The organism is Shewanella mangrovi (assembly GCF_000753795.1).
GTDB classification, from domain to species: Bacteria; Pseudomonadota; Gammaproteobacteria; order Enterobacterales; family Shewanellaceae; genus Shewanella; species Shewanella mangrovi.
The window spans coordinates 282,123-300,429 of sequence record NZ_JPEO01000001.1; the positions used below are offsets into that span (position 1 = coordinate 282,123).

Here is an 18,307-nt window from a genome sequence, read left to right on the forward strand (position 1 = left end):
TTGTGAGGATTGGTTAACCAACTCAAAATTTTGTTACGTATAAGCTGATATAGTCGCGCCGTATCAAGTGCTGTGGAGACGTATTGATGAAGTGGTTGATGAACAGGTTCGATGATATTTCGGTAACGTACAAATTACATACAGGCTTTGGCATCGTATTGCTATTAATGCTGCTGGTGGCATTTGTGGGTTACCAAACTAATGTGTCACTCAATCATAGTAGTGAACGTCTTAACGCCATTGCCGGGCTGGATAAAAGCTTGCTGCAGGCCAAGCTCTATCGCATTGAGTTTATGGCAAGCGGTGATGAAAAGCTGGTGAATCAACTGAAGCAGATCAGTACCGATGCCAAGTCTGAGCTAGCGCTGCAAGGTAAAGAGTTTACTAACGCGGCCGATCAGCAACAAATTGCCGAAGCGATCCAACTGCTGGACAGTTACGAGCAGGCTATTATGTTGTTTTCACAACAGTATCAGCAAAAACGTGCGTTAATGGCAAACGGTCCGAAAATAGGTAAGCGCTTGGTGGATACCTATGCGGAGCTGGTCGATCGCGTCAATGAACAAGCGCAGCAAACGCAAAATCACCAGTTGATGCAGCAATCTATGGCGGTCAGTCAACAGATGACCATGCTGCGTTATTACATTCGTGGTTATGTTTACGATGATTCAAGTGCCAATCTCAATACCGCCAAAAATGCTATCAGCCAATTGCGTGGCGAAGTCTCTCAACTTACGGGATTTGACACTGCAGCCGCCATGGATGTGCTGAATCGTTATGATGACGAGCTCGAAGCGCTGGTGGTGGTGAATCAGCGTCTGAACGATGCATCCGCGCAGCTAGGCGATGCTGCGCAGCAGTTGATGCAACACATTCGTACACTGGTGTCTCATATGCAGCAGGAACGACAAAGCAGCAAGAATGCTAAACAGCAATTGATGATTGGCATTATTTTGATGGCCTGTGTTATCGGTGTATTTGCGGCGCTATTTATCGGCCGTAAGATCACTGTGCCATTGCAACTGACGGTTACTGTTGCACAAGCAATTGCCCAAGGCGATCTATCGCAGCAAGTCGACTCGAAACGCTCCGATGAGCTGGGGGATTTACTGCGCGCAATAGGTGAGATGAATCGCACCCTTAAGCAGGTGTTAGGGCAGATTGAATCGTCAGTCGAGCAAGTAACAGGTGCTGCTGGACAGCTCTCTGCGGCTACCGAGCAAAACAGTGTTGGTATGCAGGAGCAGCGCAGCCAGACCGATCAGGTGGCGACGGCGGTGAATCAGATGACGGCATCTGTGCAGGAGGTGGCCGACAACGCCGAGCAAGCCTCACATGCGGCGCAAATAGCCGATGAGAAAACCACGGCGGGCGACGAGATGGTGAACAAGGCGATTCGTCAAATCGAATTGTTGGCCAACGGCTTAGATCAAACGTCGATGGCGATGGAAAAATTGCGCACAGATACCGAGCAAATTGATGCAGTATTGGACGTGATTAAGTCGGTATCGGAACAAACCAATCTATTGGCGCTTAATGCCGCAATTGAAGCGGCGCGCGCAGGTGAAGCTGGCCGCGGCTTTGCGGTTGTGGCGGATGAGGTGCGCAGTCTTGCCAGTCGCACTCAAAGCTCTGCCGTAGAAATTGAAAAACTGATTACCAACTTACAGAGCGGTAGTCAGGAGTCAATGAGTCGTATGCAGCAGAGTATGACGCAATGTGGTGATGCTGTGGCGATGTCGCGTAGTGCTGGCGGCATGCTAAAAGAGATCACCCAAGCGGTGTCAACAATTCAGGATATGAACCATCAAATTGCTGCAGCGTCAGAAGAGCAGTCAGCCGTAGCAGAAGAGATCAACCGCAGCGTGATCCGCGTACGGGATATTGCCGAAGAGTCGGCTGCTGCCTCGAATGATATTGCCCATTCTTCAGAGAACTTGGCTGGGCTTGGTGGGCAACTAAAAGGGTTGATTGGTCGCTTTTCGCTGTGACCGCCGACCGGGACTACGATGACCTGAGTTAAATAATCGTTGTCACTAATTAACTTCATAAAAAGGAAGCAGTTAAGCTTCCTTTTTTTATTCTGCTAACGCGCCTAATTCCACCTATGCTTAGAAATATCGACATGCATTGGGTGAATAAATATGGTGCTTCGTAATTTGAGTGTTGGGAAAAAAATCTGGGGCAGTTTCGCGCTTGTTTTTATTATCTTCGTTGCTATCAGCGTGGTGATGAGTGTCAGTCTCTCCAAGCTTGAAGCAAACGTAGAAACTATCAGTACTGAGAGTTTACCATCGATCAGCACACTGAAAACGATTCAAGTGATCTTAACTGATATTCGTAAAGATGAGTTTTCACTCATCCCCAATGCAAAGGATTCGCGACTGGGAGAATGGTTAACGGACTTAGAGCAAAAGCGAGGATTATTAACCGCGAAAATCCAAGACTATGAAGCCTTGTCGCTCTCGGCTGCCGAGCAGCAGGCATTAGCCAATTTTAAACAAGACTGGCAGAGTTACCGCACCGCAACAGCGCAATATAATCAATATCTTGCCGATGGAAACTTGCAGCGTGCCAACGAGGTGGTGTTAAACAGCTTTGGGCAATATGTGTCGGCGATTGAGAGTCTAAATGATGCGGTGAAAGTCAATGAAGTCGCAATCACCGACATTGAGCAAACCGTAAAACAACGACTAACGACTACCTCTTGGGTTGCTGGTGTTGGGGGACTATTGGTGGTGGTGGTCATCATTGTTGCCTCAATGGGGTTGATTCACTCTATTCGCCAACCCGTGCAACATGCGCTGACACTGGCATCCGCCATCGCCAACGGTAAGCTCAATAATGTGCTGGACGATAACAGCCTAAGCCAAGATGAACTCGGCAGCTTATTAAGGCAGATTGGTCGCATGCAGACTAATCTCAACGACTTAGTCACAGAGGTGAATGATGCGACCATTCAACTGACCTCTGCGGTGGAGGAGGTGAGTGCTATCTCCTCGCAAACCGCTGCCGGAATGCAAAGCCAACAGTTGGAATTAAGCTCGGTGGCGTCAGCTATGACTGAGATGCAAGCCGCGGTTGCGGAAGTGGCTCAAAATACCGAGCAAGCGGCCGATGCGGCTAACGGGTCTTCGGGGATGGCACAGCAAGGCAGCCGTACCTTGAACCAAATGATTGATGTTATTTCCAATGTTTCGGCCACTATTGATGAATCGGGACGACTGGCGACTGAGTTAGAAAACAGCTCTAATGATATCAATATGGTCGTGGATGTTATTGGCGGCATCGCTGAGCAAACTAACTTGCTGGCGCTGAATGCCGCGATTGAAGCAGCGCGCGCTGGCGAGCAGGGGCGTGGTTTTGCGGTGGTTGCCGATGAGGTACGGTCATTGGCACAGCGTACTCAGGAATCCACCAAACAGATCGTCGATATTGTTGAGCAACTGCAGCAAAAATCGAAACTGATGGGGCGCTCCAGTGAACAGTGTCGCGACGGCATTGTGGCCTGTGTTGATCAAGCACAGCATGCCTCAACGCAGATTGGTGAAATTGAACAATCGGTCAATGATATTGCCAATATGAGTACCCAAATTGCCACCGCCTGTAGTGAACAAAATGCCGTTTCTGAAGATCTGAATCGCAGCGTGGAACAGATTAATGCTGCTTCTAACGAGATGGCTGAGGGCGCATCACAAACGGCGATTGCCTGTGGTGAAATCAGTAAGTTGGCACATGGATTAAAAGACCGTTTGGCCAAATTTGAGCTGTAAGCATTAGCCTATTTTGCATGCTCGAAACGTGAATTAGCGCGTTAAAAAAGGGGAACTCATTGAGTTCCCCTTTTGATGCCAGTTTAGTTATTCAGCAGCAGGTCAACCAAGGACACTATCACGAAGGTCTTTGGGTCATAAACAACGGTATAACCCTGGTAGTAGCCCACATCGCAGCCTCGGGGCAGGTCAGTTAAGCGATGCACCAACGTTTGCGGAGCAGGCGTGATATAAGGGCGATATCTGTCTGGAATCACTTCACCTTGGTTGAACTTAGGACGACGGTGGCGATCGACCTTGCCGAGAATGCGATGATAGTGTTTTTGCATCACATGTTTATTGTGAGTGCTGAGGGCGTAGGCAGCATTAGAGTGGGGATTGGCACGTTCCAGCGCCATCGGCTGTTTGCCGTTCCCTTTATCTTTATCCTTGAATTTATGCTTATCTTTGTCGTTGCCTTTGCCGCGATTATCGTATTCCTGGCGTTGCTGCTGATCGCCATAGGATTTATGTTCGTTTGCCTTCCCTTTGTCCGCATGACCTTTGTTTTGATGTTGCTCTTGCGGCGCCGCTTGGGCGGCATTGATGATCGTGTTACCGAACAACAATACGGCAGTTGTACAGGCAATAGAAAATATGGATTTGTTCATAGGGCTATCCTTAAGCGTCGTGCGTTTGTGGCGACAGTCGCAATGCCAAACAAACGAGCTGCACATGGTGTTAACTAGCATAGTCAATGCTGGTGCCAGATGCTTGAATGCTAACAGTATGTAATTGATATTACCCACGCTAGCTGAAGGAAAGCTGACAGAAAGGTGATTAAGGCGTCTGCGCAGACAACTGAATGCTATTGCAAACAGACGCCACAAAGGCTGGCTATAAGTTCTCGAACTTGCTTTTTAAGTCGTAACCTTCGTCCGTCACAATTCGCTCCAAGGTCACCAGACGCTGCTTCATATCGCTCAGCTCTTGACGCAGTTGATTGATCTCTTCTTCGGCGACCAATGCACCCTTGTGTTCCAGATAGGTGTTGGCAATCTTATAAACAATACCACAAACAATGGCGACAACTGCCACTTCAAACGGACCCATGAGACTCTCTCCCTGATAAATAACAAAACTGAAGACAATGTATCGTTGTTACTCAATCTAGCAAGTGTAGTGCCAATAAATTATTCTTTAAAAATCATAGTATTGTTAATAAATGATTTTTTGCTATTCGCTATTCTGACCGAAAAGTTGTACTTATCGCTACTGTTTTTACGCGAACCTCGAGTAAGTACGCTTAGCGCACTTACTCGACGATGGACTAACCCCAGGCATTGATTTTGGCTTGGATCGCTTTCAGGTTAGTGCGCACCGCCGCAACTTTGTCGTGCATCGCGGCTAAGACTTGCTGCTGGCGTTGGTGATTGCGGCGGCTGTAGATATAACTGTGCAGCATCAAATAGAGGTTGAATACGCCAAATATCAACAGTGGTAAGCATTTCACAAACCAGCGTTGCTGGTATAAATGGGCGGTCACACTGTTATAGGTCAGATCCAGCAATGGGAACAGCGGCGCGCGAAAATCGCTGTAGGTCCAAGCGGCGAAAAAGATCGCCAGTACCCACCATAATCCTTGGCCAGTAAATCCGCCGAAACCAGCAAAAGTACGTGGAGAGTATTCACGGTTCTTGGTGATATTGATGCCACATTCACGGTTGTATTGTTTTGTGTCGCCAATGTTGACGTCACTGTAGCTAAAGTAGACCCAATCGCCGACATCAAGGTCGCCCAACACTTCTTCGCTAAATTGCCAGGTAATTCTGCTGCCATCTTCACTCAGCATTTCTACTTCACCGCTGATACCGGTATCGCGATTTCGGTCGGTGCGGGTACTCGTGCTTGAGGTGCTGTGGCTATAACGACTGCCGTAATAATGATCGGTGGTGGTGGTCGAGGTGGTGGTGATCGACACATCTGAAACGTCAGATTCGACCTCTTTGCTGAGCACTTTGGCCATAAAACAGCGGATGGCGACAGTGCCATGTTGATCGGCACTCATCACGTTTTTGTGGATGTAAGCTTCTTTATATTTGAGACCATATTCACGCATCAACTCGGTCTCTTGTTCAACGATGCTACTTAGGTTGTCGCGCTGCGCTTGCTGATCTACACCACAGCTTACGCAATAATTAACCGCCTGCGGAATGCGGCTGTTACAGCTAAAACAGATAACATCGCTGGCTTGATTTGGCCGCTGTTGTAGGTGATAACCCAAATCTTCGCGGCTGATACTGAGCAGCTGTTGCATACTTTGTTTGAGCACAGTAAAGCGATGTTGGCCGGCCTCGTACTTGGTCTGATTGCGTTTACGTTCGATCAGATAGCAAATAAGCGCCGCGATTGCCCCCGCGCCAATGGCATATTCAACAGGGCCTAGATTCAACCAAAAATACGCCACAGAGCTGATGGTAACCCACAGCCAAAACCATATTGATGCGGTTTTACGTGCCGGAGGATCTAACTCCCGCCCGCGGATTGAGCGCTGCTGCGTCGGCAAATGGTTGATTACGCAAGGGGCCGTATTGTTGTGTTTGACCACCTTGCGTGCATCACTGTCGGCGATGCGATAAGCCAAGGTAAAGCTCGTTGGGTAGAGCACGGTGAGCACATCACCTTTTTGAATTGAATTAAAAAACTCATCCTCGGCCTCAATCGAGGTCGCCTCGATATTACCGTTTTCATCTTGCAGCTCAATCCACCAGTATCCATAGATCAAGTTATTGTTATTATTTACAAACTTACGTTTGTAATAGTAGGTGGAAACGACTTTGCCACTGACCACTCGTGCATTCGGATAGACGCTGCGCAGTTGTTGCATCACCTCCGGTGATACCTGCTCAATGCCTTTCACTTTAAGACTGTCATTTGCGACGCTGTCGCCACAATGGCCGCAAAACTTATCATTACTAAAAATGGGTTGGTTGCAGTGTTGCATGTTATTCCTCAGCCCAAGGGAGTTAATTCAATTGAAAGTTGTTGTGCACCAGCATCTAAGGTGTGCCAGCTGCGGTAAGTTTGATAACCGGGAGCGGTCACCTGAATATCGTAATTGCCTGGTTTCAGTGTCATGCCCTGTTGGAAACGTGGGCCAATATTCATGATGCGAATTACTGCATCGTTGGCATCACAGTTCACTTGCAGCGTGGTTTGCTGCTTGATGAGTTGCTCGGCTTTGCGGCGCACATCACTGCTGTCGAGTAATTGCTGGGTGATGTCCAGCTTGGCGAGCGCATGCGCTAACGGGGAAAAATGCTGGTAGATGTGGCTGTACTGTTCAAAGGTCAATCCCAACGGGTGTAGCAGCGGCTGCACATGTAGCGTCCAGCGCAGAGCATAGGAAAATAGCGGATTGCTGGACTCAGTCACCTTGCCAAGGAAGTAGTTTACTGGGCTGTCGCTTCGTGCTGTGTAGCGATTATGTACCAGCAGCGGTGGCAAGCTGATGAGTAGTAACAGCGGCAAAAACTTAAGCGATGTCATGGTGATACGCTTCACTTTAGTACGTTCGCTGGCATTATCGCTGGGCTTGATAAACAGCTCGGCGGTTTTCAGCGGTAGTTTTAGCAGCGTCATACAGATCAAAAACAGGCTGAGCGACATTGAAATCGGCGGAATGATGACCGAGCGCAACGCTTGCTTGCCATGTTCGGCGTACTTGCCGCCATCGGCAAATTCTTGCTCAGCTTCTTTCAACATCGCCAGATATTGCGTGGTGCGCTTTTGAATATTGGGCTCCAGCACATACTGTTTAAAGTTGGCTTGGTTCCAATCGGCGTGAATATTGTCGACGTAGAGATCGCCCATGCGCGCGGCAATCTTGCGTTGTACCGACGGGTGTAACTGGAACTGCTGCCAGGTTAAGTTGATTGGCAGCGACAGTCCGCGTTTGGCCATCTCATTACGCCAACGTTGGTCAGCTTCCTGTTTCACCTTGCTGGCAACCGCTGTGTAAAAGCTCTGACGGTCTGCTATTTGCCAGTTTTCGGCTAAGGTCAAACCCTGCTTGTTAAAATGTTGGCGCAGTAAGACTTGGGTATGGTCATGGATACGAAAATCGCTAAATTGGCTAATGCCGTAGGGATAGCCAGTTTGTTGTTCAAACAAGGCTTGAAACTTGGGCAGCGCTAAAAATTTTTCACGATAAAAATCGGGATCGTCAGTGTATTTATAGCGTTTATCTTTGAAGCCGCCATCGCCGCCCGTTGCTGCGCTTAAGGCTTGCATGGCGGTATAAATACCACCGGTAAGCACCCCCATGATGGCGCTGTTGGTAACGTTTTCAGTCGTGCTGATGTCTTCCACTATCAACCAGTAATCTGGCTCAATATAACCGAGCCCGGCTTTACTCACTTCGGTTTTATAGCGCGCATCTAAGCGGGTGATGCATTCTGCTCGGCGTTCGCGTTCAGAATATTTATCGTAGCGCTTTTGGCATTTGCCCTTGGCTTCAAAGTAGTCATAAATCTTCGGTCCATATTTCTGCGCTCTAGCTTCTGCTTTGGCAATTTGTGCCTTTTGCGCTTGTTGGTATTGTTGCCAACCACTGTTAATTTGCTGCTCTACCTGCTGCCAATAGCCCTGTTCGCGCTTGGGAATATCCGCCAGCGTTTGGTTGTAGCGGTTTGAACCCTCGGCATATTGCTGATAGCTGCGTGATAGCTCCTGATAGAGCTGACCGTAATCTTGGTAGCTTTGTTCAAACTGCGCATAGGCACGCTTTTGCACAAAGTTAGCGATAATGCGTTCTTTATACTGGTCGAGATTGCTGGCGAGATTGTGATCGCCGTATGCCATGCCGCCAAACAGCGCCAGAAAGGTGAGATTTTCAGAAGAGTGCAGTTCCTGCGGGTCGTAATTGAGCCCGGAAATTTCCACTGCGTTGGCCGCGAGTGCATCGCGCAAGGCAGCACTGAGCGTGGCAAATTGGCGCTGTTCTGCGGAAGAAGGCCGCACCAACAGTTTTTCCACCAGATACTTTTGGCCAAAGAATACGCTGGGCCATACCACTAATGTCAGCAGCACTAAGCTGAGCACACCGCGCATTGCTGTGCGAAAGCAGCGTGCAGGCAGTAAATCGGCCAGTAACAAACTGACGCCAATGCCAGAAATCGTGCGGCCATAAATCTCTAAGTGTTCTAGCTGTTCTGGTTTCGGAGTACCTAAACCAATCAGCGATACCAGTTGCGCATTAAAAATGGCTTCCGGTAGCAGGTAAACAGCGCTCATCAGCACAAATAAAATGCGCCAGTAACGGGGTTTTATCTTCATCAGCGTATGGGATTAGTCTTGTTGTTTTTGGCGGATCTCAATTTGAATGGCATCAGCAGGGGTTAAATCAACCTCAGTTTGCTGCTGTTTAGGTCCTGCATGGGTATCGAGAAACACCGGAATGTAGGTATTTTGTCCGGGAATATCGACCGGGCCTGCTTGCTGGCTGCCAAATGATTTCAAGCTGCCATCAATCGTAGGGTAGAGGTGTTGTGGAAAATACGTCGTTAACAGTGATAGCCTTTGCAAATCAAGGTCCTGTGGCAATTGCGCCATCTGCTTCGTCAGTTCGCTACTGCCCTGATAGGCTTGCATTGGTGGTAAGTTATAACGGCGGCAGAAACCATACTGAGTGTCGTCGATGATGGCGTAATCGGGGCGCTGCGACTGAGGTAGCTTGCTCAACAAGTTGGCGTGAAATGACTGTCCATTAACCGTATAGCTTGCTAATGGCACACCATTGGCGCGGGCTAAACGGGTTAAACGCGCCGATTCCTTGGCGTACTGGCGAATATCCACCACTAAACCGAAGTTACGTTGCAGTTTGCGTTTGAGTTGTGCAAATCCCTTGGGGTTGTCGTAGCGGCGCTCGCGATAATGGCGCGTGCCGAAATCTTCAAAATCCTCAATCAATGACTTATTGCGTTCATACAGCGGATCATTGCCTGCGCCACGTTGCATATCGTGAGATAATTGCTGCAATGAAGCCAACGCTGGGCGCTGAATGAAATACAGCGGCACGGTATCGTTGATATTCCGCATTTTGCTCAGCGTGTCGAGTTCGAGGCTGGAATAAAAGTATTGTCCTTCACCAAGCGTTTTGAACGCGAGGTAGTCCAACATTTCTATGGCGTTCTTACCTGCACGCCCTTTGATCTCAATGTTCAACTGTTGCCCGTGTCTGGCGCTAAGACGGAAAGCTTTCGCCAGTGCCAAAAAACTTGGCGGTACGGTGTTGGTTAATTGGCCTGTATCAAGATTGCGCTCACGCAGATAGCCCCATTGCTTTTTGTAATTGATGTTGGCAATTTTTCGACGTTGGTTATCCACTGTGCCATCGGCGCGGCCGGTGGCTTTATCGTGGTGAATTACCCAGACATCATCGTTGGTCAGGCGTACGTCAATCTCAACCACACGAAATTGATTATCGAGTGCATCAATCACGGCATTAATGGAGTTCTCGTTATAACGGATTGAGCCGCGATGCGCTTGCAATTGCATGCCACCACAGGCGTTGTCCCCCATATAGTTGATATTACCGAGTGGTGTACGATGGAACCCGCGTGCAGCAAAGGCCTGCTGCAGTGCTGTTTGTTCAGGATCTGGTTTTAAATCTTCTGTCGGTTTTGACGTCGATTGGCAGCCAGATAGCAATAATCCGGCTGAAACTATCAAGGTTACAGCACTTTTATGTAAATTTAATTGCACGTGGGATACTGTTTTGTGTAGTTATCTTATTGATTAAATTCAATGTTATTTTGATGCTTTATGACAATCAACCTTTTTGAAACATTATCTGTACTTTTATTTGCTAATTGTGAGTTTTTGCCGCAATTCTGTGCGGTTTGATAGCTATATATGCGACTGGTAATGTTAGCGCTTTACCGTTAACCTGCGCCTTAATAGAGCGTTGTCACTGTGGATTGGGAATGATTAGGCTGAATTATCGAGTGCAAAGTGTCGCTATCGGAGGATGCTTGCTGGTTGTGAGCCATCTCTGTGCGGCGCAAGCAACGGCTGCGAAACCTATGCGTATCGTGGCTCTAGCCCCTCATGCTGTTGAACTGCTTTATGCTATTGGTGCCGGCGATGAAATTGTGGCAGCGACTGAATTTGCTGATTATCCGCAGGCTGCAAAGGCCATACCTCGTATTGGTGGCTTTCAAGGTATTCAGTTGGACAGACTCATGCAGTTGCAGCCCGATTTAGTGGTGGCGTGGCAAGGCGGTAATAGCCCAGAAATGCTGGCGAGAATTAAGTCGTTGGGATTTAAGCTCTACATGAGTCACCCCGATACTTTGGTACAAGTTGCAGACGAAATGGAAGCGCTCGGAAAACTGACTGATCATTTGCCACAGGCACAGCAGCAAGCGGCGCAATACCGGCAACGGCTTAACCAGTTAATCGAGCAAAATGCCCACAAGCCCAAGGTCAAACTTTTCTATCAGCTGTGGTCAAATCCCATGATGACTGTTGCCAAAGGTAGTTGGGTGCAACAAATTATTGATGTCTGCCAAGGCGAAAATGTGTTTTACGATGCGTCGTCACCTTATCCGCAAGTCAGCTTAGAGAAGGTGTTACTCACTCAGCCACAAGTGATCATCAGCTCTAAAGAAACGGGTAATCCACAAACGATTGACTGGCAGCGTTGGCCGGAAATTCCGGCAGTAAATCAGCAACACATATTCTCAATAGATGCCGATATTTTGCAGCGACAAACTCCCCGCGCATTATTAGGAATGCAACAGATGTGTGATGCATTAGATAAAGTACGGAAATAATTACAAATATTAATTCATTAATCACTAAATTAATATTTGTTAATTTCTTTATTTATATTGATCACAAAATAGCTCAAAATTTATGAACTTTTAGTAAAAAATATTGCCGTCCTGTAAATCTAGATGTAAAAACCGAACTCTACTGAGTATTTTACATTCAAGGATGTTGCTAATGAGAAAGGAATTTACCTTTTTAACGCTTTCATGTGCTGTTGTTTTTTTGAGCGGTTGTAATATTGCTAAAACTTTACAAAACAGTCTGGAGGATATGAAAAATGCATTTACGTCTCCTACAGTTCCTGTCTCATATGTAAAACCTGCCAATATTTCTGGTGCTGAAAAAATTCGTCGAATTGCAGTAATGGAACAACGTAATGATGGCGCGGTTTCCTTCCTTGAAAGTAATTTGTCCGGCATTACAGTTAATTCTGCTCCTTATTTTACCTTGGTCGATCGCTCAACTTTAGAAAAAGCAATTAAAGAGCAAAAATTTACTGAAAGCTTATTAGCAGACAATGCTACGCGAGTTAAATTGGGTAAGTTTACTGGCGCAGATACAATCGTGTCAGGCACTTTAGGAGCGAATATCAATTCGACTCACTACAGCAAAACAGTATCTAAGTGCTCTGATAAGAAATGTAAAAATACCTACGATGCCACAGTTCAATGTACCAAACACACCGCTGTTGCCGTATTTGAGCCTAAAGCTGTGTCTGTAGAAACTGGCCGAATCCTGTTTTCTAAGAATTATACCCGTTCTGTAGATACCGATGCCTGTAACGGTGAAGGTGATGCATTATTGTCTGACAGCGAATTAAGAGGCAGAGCCTACGCAATTATTGCTGAAGACTTTAAAGCTGACGTTGCTCCTTATACTTATACCGTTGATGTTGAGTTATTTGAATCTGATGATTCTGATATGCCAGAAAAAGCTGATAAATACTTCGATATGGGGATTGAATTAGCTGAAAATAAACGCGTCGATAATGCCTGCATGATGTTTGCTAAGGCTCAGAGTGAATTTAATAAGTCTGTAGCATTAGCATTTAATAATGGCGTTTGCGCCGAATATGCTGGCGATATTGAAAAAGCGAATGCATTCTACCATAACGCAGAAACATTAACTGACGATGTTGATGAGTTGAAATATATTATTCTCGGTGAAGAGCGTCTAAAAAGCCGTCAAACAGATGCCGAAACTTTGTCTCAACTTAGTGGTGTTGGACGTATTTAAACCGTGAATTTAATGAGCATTGCAGCGCGTTTAATAGCGCTGACTGCGCTGTTGTTTCCTGCAAGCCTTTGGGCTTGCAGTTGCGCTGATTATTATTCTGTTCGCACAATGCCTGATTGGGTCAGTGGTGATGCAATTGAGGCTGGCGTTATTCGCACTGTTGGTTCGACCCAGTGTTCTGGGCTTAAATCTTTAGATGAAAAACGTGCTGATGAACAAGCACGTATTGCTTTAGGCAAAATTTTATCTTCACAAGTGACGAGCCAAGAAACTTCTGTTCTAAGCGATCACGACGGTGTGAGTAATAGCCAATTCCGTTCGCAGTCCTCGTTGTTTAGCCAACAATTGCTTAAAAATGCCACTGTTTATGACCGTTGGGCGGACGCAGAAAACTGCGTGGTTTACGCGGCGATTCGAGTATCTCAGCAAGATATTGTTGCCGCCGAACGTGAGCAGCAGGCTAAACAACAGCGAAAGCTGATTAACCAATCCATTTGTGTGTCAGCAAGTGGACAAGGTCAGCGGGTACTTCAGCAACATCTTGAAGCTGGTCTGGTTCAACACGGATATCAGTTAGCTCTTGCAGGTCACCAGTGCAGTATCAAACTGAACGCTAAGAACCAGCAAACGGTCGCTCGCGCTAACCAAGTACTTACCGAACTGCAGATCTCCGTAGTGTCAGCTAACCAAGTGCTGTGGAAGAAGCAATATGACGGTAAAGGGATTAGTTTTTCGCCGACCTCTAAGCAACAACTATTTCAGAGAGCACTGTCGGATACTGTCGACTCGTTAATGAACGATCTCGAGACTCTTAAGCAGCAAGAGGTGAAATAACGTCTGTGTCTCAATTACCTTTAGGGCAAAATTTGATGGGCTCTTCGAGTAAATGGCCTCGTTTGGCGAAACTACGTAACACAGTTGTGTTTATTGCAGTGATGCTAATGGGGCTTGGTAACTGGGCCGATACCAAGGCACTGGCGGTTGAAGCTTATGAAGGCTTTGTTGCGCACTTTACCAATCAGATCGAAGACAAAGTGGTGGCCGACATCGATGTAGGCAACTACTTACCGTTTGTCGAACAGCGATTAGGGATCCCGCAGGTGGTGAAAACCTCTGCGCTTGATAATCGTTATGAGTACCGCTATTACAAGCAGCAGAAATATCTGTTAGCGCTGATTGTTGATAAGGAGCGTGTGGTTGCGGTAACTGTGCACAGCTTACCCTTCAATAATCCATTATTAGATGGGTTTACACCGGCGGTACCTTTTACAAAGCAGTTGCTTCATAAAAATAGCCTGGCACAGGCGGTCAGCGATAGTAATCACTATTGGTACGACAGTCGCAACCTACGTTACTTCATGGTTGAAGACAGTTTAGGGCTGCAAGGGATGAATCTGCATCTACTGGTTGGCTTTACCGAATACGGTAACGTTGCGACAGATGCGCAGAAACCGCTAGAGCAGTTAGAACAAGCGGAGATGCAAGGCGATACTGCTGCGCAAAAGGCCTTAGCAAGTAAGTTGCAGCAACAGCCTATGAGTTTCTATTCGGTATCGGAGCTGGATAGTAAATTTATCGCTGACTCTTTACTCACTAAATACGAATTTAATGCTTATTTTTAAGGATGAAGATGCGCATTCATGCTCTTATCTGTGGCTTCTTAGTCGCCCAAGTGGCTGTTGCTGGCGATGATTTTGCCAGCTTTAAACAGCAGTATCTCCAACAATCACAACAGTTCGCTGACCAGCAACGGCTGGAGTATCAAAAGTTTCGCCAAGAGTATTTGGCACAGTATGATGACTTTAGGCAGCAGTTGCTGCAGTTCTGGTCTCAGCCACTGCAAAGTTCAGTCGATGAACGAGTGATTTACACCAAAGATCTGCAAACTCGTATTCGCATAGATGATGTTGCACAGACCATGCTGGTTGAGCATCTCACTGATAAACCTCTTAATGAGACTGAGATTATTGCGGCTGTTACGCTCGATAGTAATACGGCTGATGAAATATCAATAGCCTTAGACAAAGAACAGATAAGCAGTGAGCCAGCCATTAATAGCGAGGACAGTGAGCAAGCGAATTTAGACAAGAAAGCCCAATCGACAACCGCCGCTGTTGAAACAGCAGTTAATGTACAACTGACAGCACAGCCACCTTTAGCGTCTGCGCAGATCAAGCAACAGATAGAAAGCCAATATCAGCAGGCCGTTATGGCAATTGATAACGGCGAGCCCGCGGCGAAGCAGCAACAGGAAATTGCTCAGCTGCGCGCTGAAACTGACAAACGAGAGCAGCAAGCTCAACAGCAAGTCATAGAGGTGAGTGCCCACCAACCGACTTATAAGCAGATCCAAACACATCAATTGATGTTGCCGAAGGACTATACCTATAAGAAGGCCAAACCCTTTTTAGAAGACTATCAACAGCAGGTTAGCCATTACCAGTTGCCTATGTCGCTCCTATTGGCGATTACCCAAACGGAGTCTTCGTTTAATCCCGCTGCTACTTCACATATTCCAGCGTTTGGTTTGATGCAGATTGTGCCGCGTTCGGCGGGCTTAGATGTCGCGCAAAAGATCTATCAAAAGCAACAAGCTCCTACGGCTACGCAGCTGTATCAACCAGATGTCAATATTGAATATGGCGCAGGCTACTTATCGATATTGTGGTACGACTATTTTGATGATGTGAGTGATCTGCTGAGTCGCAAATACTGCGTGATTGCCGCTTATAACACTGGCGCTGGAAATGTCGCTCGGGCGTTTAATCCCCATGGTGAACGTAGCTTGAAGAAGGCGGTGAAAGAGATCAATCAATTAACGCCAGAGCAGGTTTATCAAACACTGCAACAAAAATTGCCGTACGACGAAACCAAACATTATCTGAAAAAAGTCACGTTATTAGACAACCGTTATGCAACGACCATTAACGCATGGGATCTTTAACAAAAAGGATATTTAGCAAATGAAGAAATTAGCTGTTTTAGTTGGCGCCATCTCAATTCTGGCCGGTTGTCAAAGCACCACAGAACCACAATCAACGCCGCTAGAGAAAAATGATGCAGTGCCAAGCTGGGTGTTGTCGCCTGTACAAGAAGATGGTTTAGCTTCTTCAAGTTGCGTTGCCTGGGGCGGGAATATGGCTGCTGCTCGCGCTGCCGCAATTGCAAACGCTAAGGCTGATTTGGCATTGCAGATTGAAACGCGCGCGAAGGTGATGGACAAAACTATCAACCAACAACAGCAGCAAAATCTCGATGTTAGCAGTAGCTCCAGTTTTACTCAGGTGAGTAAGCAAGTTGCACAACAAAGCCTGATTGGTGCTATTCCGCAGGCAGTGGCATTTGCTCGCATTGACAATCAGAAACAACTTTGTGCTTTTGTCGTGTTAAAGAACAGCAAAATGATTTTTGATAAATTGATTGCAGAGGCAAAGCTACCGCTGAACCCACAATCTGAAACTATGTTGTTTAAGCAGTTCCAAGAACAAAAAACAGTGGAAGAGCTGGAAGCTCAACTGAAATAAATTCGCTCAAAATAGTGCTCTGAACGCCCTCGATATTTTTTATCAGGGCGTTTTTTATTTTGCTTACCCCTCATCTCAGGTTACTGGGTTTTAGTGATGTAGATCACGGAAGTTGGTCGATTAGTCACTAGACTTACACCTATAAGTCATTCGGCAGTGATGCGAGGGGGCGATGATGGATACTGTACGGCATGGTATTTCCATCGGCATTGAGCAGAGCGGTAGTGATGATTTTTTCGTGTTAATTAAAGCAGTTGGCACGTTAAGCCATCAGGATTATGAGGTGATGGTGCCGGTATTGGAAGCTGCGCTGGATAGCGTAGTGCAGCCACAGGTGTATTGCTTAGTCGATATTACCGAGTTTAATGGCTGGGAAGCACGCGCGATGTGGGATGATCTGCAACTAGGCATCAAACATGGCCGTGAATTTCGTAAAATCGCGATTGTTGGCAACCGTGATTGGCACGAATGGATGACTAAGGTAGCCGACTGGTTTACGCCAACTGAGCTAAAATATTTTTATCAACGGCAAGAAGCTGTTGCTTGGCTGCGACAAGATGAATCGTAGCAATTGCAGATACGCTTTCAGGAGGAAAACGCACTCTGTGCCGCTTGATACTCGCGAACTCACTATGGTTCGATTAGGAGGTCAATATGCGTTCTAAAGACATTCTGTGGCCCACAGACTTTTCTGATACTGCTTCTCATGCGTTGTCCTATGCGGTGGAAATGGCAAACTTCTACAAGGTAGGTTTGCGTATTTTACACGTGGTGGATCAACCCATTGCAGATGCAAGTTATCAGTTACTGATTGTGACACCTGAAGAATTAGCGCAGAGCATGGAAAAGGCCGCGGCTGAAAGCATGCACCGTTTACTGGCACAGCTCAATACCGATCTGCGAGTAGAAACTGTGATCCGTCGTGGGGATCCGGTGGAAGTGATCGTCAATGAAGCTGAAACTGCCGATATTGGCATGATTGTGCTCGCGAGCCATGGCCGCTCTGGCATTTCTCATTTCCTGAATACCAATGTATCGGAAGAGATTGCCAACCGTGCGACATGCCCAGTGCTAGTAGTTAAATAGAATCGCGACGGCAAACCGCGTGGGGAGATAAGCTCGCTTCTCACGCCTTGCTTTGTCTGAATGTTACTGTAATCAGTGACATAGGGTAGCTGTGAGCTAATTCTTTGTTTAGAGCGATTTACATTGTCAGCGTACACAAACTCAAGTACTTTGTATCGACGATAACTTAATCAGTTGTGCGGATATTAAGAATAACAGGAGCGGCTGGCGACTATGTGGCAATTAGAGCAAGTAACTAAGCAACAAATCGCATTTTTACGCAAGCTGTACTTAGCACACCTGATTGATGATGGTCAGCATAATCTATTGTCGTTGCAAAAACATACCTGTATGCCGCGACGTACGGTGCAAGATGCGTTAGCGGCGTGCAGCGATATTGGAATAGAGATTTCGTTTATCCAAGATGGTGTGCGTAATAACAGCGGTTACTACCATATTCAGACTTGGGGGCCGATTAATAGTGCTTGGGTCGGTACCCATTTGCAGCAAATCGAACAGTTATTGCAAATTCCAACCCCGCAATTAACGCCATAAATACAAAGCAAATCCTAGCCAACTTAGTAGCAATAATCCCCATGGCAACCAGCGGCCAACATTGCTCGAATTATCAGTAGGCGTCATCTCATCGTTCACATCATCGACCACATTGCTGGCGGCAGCACGTTTCTTCTGTTGCTTATTGCGCTCGCGTGCTTTCGCTTTTTGCTGCTTTTTGTACTCAGCAATGCCTTTTTCAATGCCTTGGGCAATCAGTTTGGTTTGTTCTTTTGTTTGGCCTGGTTTCTGGGTCGCTTTTGCTACGGCCATAGCGGCTTGCTGTGTTTCTGGTGAAATAGCGCTTTTGTTGGACATATTGGGCAGAGTCTTAGGGTT

Annotated in this window: 17 protein-coding genes; 11 read left to right on the top strand and 6 right to left on the bottom strand. The window is 46.8% G+C overall.

The genetic code is table 11. The annotated features are described in order from the left end of the window. Positions 1 to 98: 98 nt before the first annotated feature. Together HR45_RS01120 and HR45_RS01125 are read left to right on the top strand one after the other, a co-directional pair. Positions 99 to 1,991 carry a methyl-accepting chemotaxis protein gene (locus HR45_RS01120; RefSeq protein WP_241461031.1) on the top strand — a complete coding sequence of 631 codons (1,893 nt, stop codon included), beginning with the start codon at positions 99 to 101 and terminating at the stop codon, positions 1,989 to 1,991. A 153-nt stretch (positions 1,992 to 2,144) separates the two neighbouring features. Continuing rightward, complete coding sequence (locus HR45_RS01125) at positions 2,145 to 3,773, top strand: methyl-accepting chemotaxis protein (protein WP_037438852.1); 1,629 nt, start codon at positions 2,145 to 2,147, stop codon at positions 3,771 to 3,773. An 83-nt stretch (positions 3,774 to 3,856) separates the two neighbouring features. Here HR45_RS01125 and HR45_RS01130 read toward each other — a convergent pair whose 3' ends face one another. From HR45_RS01130 to HR45_RS01150, 5 genes are all read right to left on the bottom strand, one after another. Further along, complete coding sequence (locus tag HR45_RS01130; RefSeq protein WP_037438854.1) at positions 3,857 to 4,423, bottom strand: hypothetical protein; 567 nt, start codon at positions 4,421 to 4,423, stop codon at positions 3,857 to 3,859. A gap of 226 nt (positions 4,424 to 4,649) precedes the next feature. Further along, positions 4,650 to 4,865 (bottom strand): hypothetical protein, encoded by a 216-nt coding sequence (locus HR45_RS01135; RefSeq protein ID WP_037438857.1) that lies wholly within the window; start codon positions 4,863 to 4,865, stop codon positions 4,650 to 4,652. A gap of 217 nt (positions 4,866 to 5,082) precedes the next feature. Beyond that, positions 5,083 to 6,756, bottom strand: coding sequence for a hypothetical protein (locus tag HR45_RS01140; protein ID WP_037438859.1), 1,674 nt, complete (start codon positions 6,754 to 6,756; stop codon positions 5,083 to 5,085). 8 nt (positions 6,757 to 6,764) lie between these two features. Beyond that, a complete protein-coding gene (locus HR45_RS01145) occupies positions 6,765 to 9,089 on the bottom strand; it encodes a carboxypeptidase-like regulatory domain-containing protein (RefSeq protein ID WP_037438861.1) in 2,325 nt (774 codons plus the stop codon). Positions 9,090 to 9,101: 12 nt separating this feature from the next. After that, entirely contained in the window at positions 9,102 to 10,484 is a 1,383-nt protein-coding gene (locus HR45_RS01150; protein WP_156103981.1) for a glycerophosphodiester phosphodiesterase, read from the bottom strand. Between the two features lie 254 nt (positions 10,485 to 10,738). Between HR45_RS01150 and HR45_RS01155 the strand changes: the two genes are divergently transcribed. The 9 genes from HR45_RS01155 (at position 10,739) to HR45_RS01195 (ending at position 17,968) form a co-directional block, all read left to right on the top strand. Continuing rightward, positions 10,739 to 11,590, top strand: a complete 852-nt coding sequence (locus HR45_RS01155) for a cobalamin-binding protein (RefSeq protein WP_037438865.1) — start codon at positions 10,739 to 10,741, stop codon at positions 11,588 to 11,590. Positions 11,591 to 11,762: 172 nt separating this feature from the next. Beyond that, the gene (locus HR45_RS01160) at positions 11,763 to 12,824 is read left to right on the top strand and encodes a CsgG/HfaB family protein (RefSeq protein WP_037438867.1); all 1,062 of its coding nucleotides are present in this window, start codon (positions 11,763 to 11,765) and stop codon (positions 12,822 to 12,824) included. 108 nt (positions 12,825 to 12,932) lie between these two features. Continuing rightward, positions 12,933 to 13,658 (top strand): hypothetical protein, encoded by a 726-nt coding sequence (locus HR45_RS01165; RefSeq protein ID WP_156103982.1) that lies wholly within the window; start codon positions 12,933 to 12,935, stop codon positions 13,656 to 13,658. Positions 13,659 to 13,663: 5 nt separating this feature from the next. After that, complete coding sequence (locus HR45_RS01170) at positions 13,664 to 14,446, top strand: ETEC_3214 domain-containing protein (protein ID WP_241461032.1); 783 nt, start codon at positions 13,664 to 13,666, stop codon at positions 14,444 to 14,446. Positions 14,447 to 14,454: 8 nt separating this feature from the next. Continuing rightward, on the top strand, positions 14,455 to 15,768 hold the full coding sequence (locus tag HR45_RS01175) for a transglycosylase SLT domain-containing protein (RefSeq protein WP_162180638.1): 1,314 nt from the start codon (positions 14,455 to 14,457) through the stop codon (positions 15,766 to 15,768). A 19-nt stretch (positions 15,769 to 15,787) separates the two neighbouring features. Beyond that, on the top strand, positions 15,788 to 16,348 hold the full coding sequence (locus HR45_RS01180; RefSeq protein WP_037438874.1) for a hypothetical protein: 561 nt from the start codon (positions 15,788 to 15,790) through the stop codon (positions 16,346 to 16,348). Positions 16,349 to 16,523: 175 nt separating this feature from the next. Further along, on the top strand, positions 16,524 to 16,916 hold the full coding sequence (locus tag HR45_RS01185) for a SpoIIAA family protein (RefSeq protein WP_037438876.1): 393 nt from the start codon (positions 16,524 to 16,526) through the stop codon (positions 16,914 to 16,916). A gap of 86 nt (positions 16,917 to 17,002) precedes the next feature. Continuing rightward, complete coding sequence (locus HR45_RS01190) at positions 17,003 to 17,434, top strand: universal stress protein (RefSeq protein WP_037438878.1); 432 nt, start codon at positions 17,003 to 17,005, stop codon at positions 17,432 to 17,434. Positions 17,435 to 17,647: 213 nt separating this feature from the next. Continuing rightward, positions 17,648 to 17,968: a winged helix-turn-helix domain-containing protein gene (locus HR45_RS01195; protein WP_037438880.1), complete on the top strand. Its 321-nt coding sequence runs from the start codon at positions 17,648 to 17,650 to the stop codon at positions 17,966 to 17,968. Here HR45_RS01195 and HR45_RS01200 read toward each other — a convergent pair. Further along, a complete protein-coding gene (locus HR45_RS01200) occupies positions 17,957 to 18,286 on the bottom strand; it encodes a DUF2956 domain-containing protein (protein ID WP_037438882.1) in 330 nt (109 codons plus the stop codon). The genes HR45_RS01195 and HR45_RS01200 overlap by 12 nt on opposite strands. Positions 18,287 to 18,307: the final 21 nt, after the last annotated feature.

What these genes read in the sequence shown, in the direction of transcription:
- HR45_RS01120 (WP_241461031.1), top strand. Translation starts at nt 99, where the DNA reads ATGAACAGGTTCGATGATATTTCGGTAACGTACAAATTACATACAGGC.
- HR45_RS01125 (WP_037438852.1), top strand. Translation starts at nt 2,145, where the DNA reads ATGGTGCTTCGTAATTTGAGTGTTGGGAAAAAAATCTGGGGCAGTTTC.
- HR45_RS01130 (WP_037438854.1), bottom strand. Translation starts at nt 4,423, where the DNA reads ATGAACAAATCCATATTTTCTATTGCCTGTACAACTGCCGTATTGTTG.
- HR45_RS01135 (WP_037438857.1), bottom strand. Translation starts at nt 4,865, where the DNA reads ATGGGTCCGTTTGAAGTGGCAGTTGTCGCCATTGTTTGTGGTATTGTT.
- HR45_RS01140 (WP_037438859.1), bottom strand. Translation starts at nt 6,756, where the DNA reads ATGCAACACTGCAACCAACCCATTTTTAGTAATGATAAGTTTTGCGGC.
- HR45_RS01145 (WP_037438861.1), bottom strand. Translation starts at nt 9,089, where the DNA reads ATGAAGATAAAACCCCGTTACTGGCGCATTTTATTTGTGCTGATGAGC.
- HR45_RS01155 (WP_037438865.1), top strand. Translation starts at nt 10,739, where the DNA reads ATGATTAGGCTGAATTATCGAGTGCAAAGTGTCGCTATCGGAGGATGC.
- HR45_RS01160 (WP_037438867.1), top strand. Translation starts at nt 11,763, where the DNA reads ATGAGAAAGGAATTTACCTTTTTAACGCTTTCATGTGCTGTTGTTTTT.
- HR45_RS01165 (WP_156103982.1), top strand. Translation starts at nt 12,933, where the DNA reads ATGCCTGATTGGGTCAGTGGTGATGCAATTGAGGCTGGCGTTATTCGC.
- HR45_RS01175 (WP_162180638.1), top strand. Translation starts at nt 14,455, where the DNA reads ATGCGCATTCATGCTCTTATCTGTGGCTTCTTAGTCGCCCAAGTGGCT.
- HR45_RS01180 (WP_037438874.1), top strand. Translation starts at nt 15,788, where the DNA reads ATGAAGAAATTAGCTGTTTTAGTTGGCGCCATCTCAATTCTGGCCGGT.
- HR45_RS01185 (WP_037438876.1), top strand. Translation starts at nt 16,524, where the DNA reads ATGGATACTGTACGGCATGGTATTTCCATCGGCATTGAGCAGAGCGGT.
- HR45_RS01190 (WP_037438878.1), top strand. Translation starts at nt 17,003, where the DNA reads ATGCGTTCTAAAGACATTCTGTGGCCCACAGACTTTTCTGATACTGCT.
- HR45_RS01195 (WP_037438880.1), top strand. Translation starts at nt 17,648, where the DNA reads ATGTGGCAATTAGAGCAAGTAACTAAGCAACAAATCGCATTTTTACGC.
- HR45_RS01200 (WP_037438882.1), bottom strand. Translation starts at nt 18,286, where the DNA reads ATGTCCAACAAAAGCGCTATTTCACCAGAAACACAGCAAGCCGCTATG.